This is a genomic window from Flavobacterium sp. UGB4466, from assembly GCF_903469665.1.
Classification (GTDB): domain Bacteria; phylum Bacteroidota; class Bacteroidia; order Flavobacteriales; family Flavobacteriaceae; genus Flavobacterium; species Flavobacterium lipolyticum.
In genome coordinates, this window is record NZ_CAGKLC010000209.1 from 1 (window position 1) to 2,904 (window position 2,904).

Annotated in this window: 2 protein-coding genes; both read left to right on the plus strand. The window is 35.5% G+C overall.

The window, feature by feature from the left end; translation table 11 throughout:
* Positions 1-821 (plus strand): outer membrane beta-barrel family protein (locus JO950_RS21605; RefSeq protein ID WP_202704490.1); only part of this gene is annotated, 821 nt, incomplete at its 5' end.
* A gap of 385 nt (positions 822-1,206) precedes the next feature.
* Positions 1,207-2,904: outer membrane beta-barrel protein (locus JO950_RS21610; protein WP_202704491.1), on the plus strand; the 1,698-nt coding region annotated here is incomplete at its 3' end.

Sequence of the window (2,904 nt, forward strand, 5' to 3'; positions counted from 1 at the left end):
TACAATTGAGCTACAGCCGTCGTGTAGACCGTCCGAGTTTAGAACAGACAAAACCTATTCGTGAGTTTTCTACTCCTTTAATTACAGCATTAGGAAATCCTGAATTAAGACCTCAGTTTACGAATTCTGTTGAAGTAAATTATACTAAAACTTTCGAAAAAGGAAGCTTTACTACAGGTGTTTTTGTGAGAAGCATCAACGACCAAATCAGCAGAGTTTTACTTCCGGACGATACAGATCCAAGTGGTAACAAACAAATCCTGACGTATGCCAACTTTGACCGTAATACCTCTTATGGTTTTGAAGCTTCTTTCACTTATAAAATTGCAAAATGGTGGGACATTTCACCATCTATTGACTTTTCAAGCATTAACCAACAAGGTATCGTGTTTGTATACGATCCTGTAACTCAAAAAAGCAGTCCGCTGGAAAGAAAAATCACAGTAGGTGCTTTCAACGGACGTATGAATTCTAACTTTAAAGTAAACAAACGTTTAAGTTTCTTATTATTCGGATTTTACAGAGGAGAAGTTGAAGGTCTTCAAAATAACAGCCATGCTATGTATAAAATGGACATGGGATCCCGTTATACCTTGTTAAACAATAAAATGAACATCAGTTTGCGTTTTAACGATGTGTTTAACACCATGAAATACGCTTTCGATTCTCAGTATCCTTATTCACACTCAGGGCAATTTACATGGGAGAGCCAAACAGTTTACCTAGGGTTAACTTACAACTTTGGAGGTGCTAAAATCAAAAACCTGCAACGTAAACAAAGAGAAGACAATACCAATAAAGGTGGAGGCGGATTGTTCTAATCCAACTTTTGCTAATCGATTTTAATAGTTTTTTAAAAAGCCCGGAGTTTGCCAACTTCGGGCTTTTTTTTATGGATATTTGGCACATTTAGTTAAAATTGAATCGCTGTTTTTATTCCTGCCATACTTACAATAATAAGACACGCCTCCTTTGTAACCTCCTTATTCTACTGAAGAAAATGAAAATCCATCCGGAAGCTAAACCTACAAATTGTTAAAATTATCAAAAATTCAAAAACTAATTTACTCTAAAACAGCGCATCACAAAAAAGACATTTCTGATTTTAATTTTTACTGTAACATCGGATTGAAAAGACGGTCTCTAGTGATACATTTTGAAGTATTTCAAAAAGAAACAATCATCAATCAAATCAATCACATGTTCATGAAATTAAAATTACTTTTATTAGTCTTACTGACTACAATGACAACTCTGCAGGCACAAACTTCCGGAACTGTTTCTGGAAAAGTTACCGAAAAATCAAACCATGCTCCTATTTCTTATACTACAGTTTCGCTTAAAGACAATGGAAAAATTGTCTTAGGAGTTAACACTGATGATAACGGCGATTTTACCATTAAAAATCTGGCTTTAAAAAATTACACGATTGAAATTCAATATATCGGATTTAAGAAATACACGGGATCTGTTGTTTTAAGTGAAGATCAAAAAGAGGCTAGTCTTAAAATTGCTCTTGAAGAAGAAGCGACACAACTTAAAGGGGTTAATGTTATTAGCGAACGCTCAACCATTGAGCAAAAACTGGATCGAAAAGTAATCACAGTCGGTAAAGACCTGACCACTGCCGGAGCTACAGCTTCTGAGATTATGAATAACATTCCATCTGTTAATGTAGATCAAAACGGAAAAATTTCGCTTCGCGGAAATGATAATGTCCGAGTATTGATTGACGGAAGACCCAGTAATATTGATCCTGCTCAATTGCTAAAACAAATCCCGTCAACCTCTATCAAAAAAATTGAGCTAATTACCAATCCAAGTGCCAAATACAATCCGGAAGGAATGTCGGGAATCATCAATGTCATTTTGCTCAAAAATACCAATATAGGTTTTAACGGAAGTTACAGCGGAGGGATCACTTTTGGGGAAGCTACCAAACACAATCAATCGCTGAATTTGAATTACAAAAACGGAAAAGTAAATTTTTATGGAAACGCCGGTCAAAATTTAGGAACCTATTTTTTCGACAGTTCTCTTCAAAGATTCGATCAGGATCTTTATCAAAAAATAGACTTTAAATCGAATGCCGACTCTCATCTGTATAAAATCGGAATGGATTATTTCGTTGACGCGCAGAATACGATTTCTTTCTACACGAATCAAAGCAAATACAATCAGGACGTATTTGTTGACGCTAATATCAACTACAACAATAATCCTGAAATCAGCAACATCTCGCAAAATTCCAGATACTTAGGCCCTCAAAAAATGGAAACTTATAATCTGGCTTACAAACATCTCTTTAAAAAAGAAGGCCACACTTTAGATTTTGAAGGAAACTTCAGTAAATACAATGCCTCGCAACAAGCCCATTTTGACACCCAAAACAGTGCTCCTGACAACACTGTCAAAAATGTAAATTATACAGATTTAAACAAAAGTCATCGTAAACTCAATACATTTAATATAGATTATGTTAATCCGTTGGACGAAAAAACAACTTTGGAATTAGGTGCCGAAGCCAGAATCACAAAATCAGCAAATGATTATGCCAGAATAAACCCTGCTGACCCAACCGAGGATCAGCTGCTCTATTACACTTACGATACAGATATCTACTCGGCTTATGTAACATTCGGTCAGAAATTCAAAAAATTCAGTTATCAATTAGGTGCACGTTTTGAAAGCTACAAAGCAGCTGCCAGTTTTAATCATGGTCAGGATACGTTTAATGACGATTATATCACGCTATATCCATCTGCTCATTTTACTTATAATTTAAATGAGAAAAACACCATACAATTGAGTTATAGCCGTCGTGTAGATCTCCCGAGTTTAGAACAAAAAAAAAATATTCGTGAGTTTTCGACACCCATGGTAACGACATTGGGGAATCCTGAA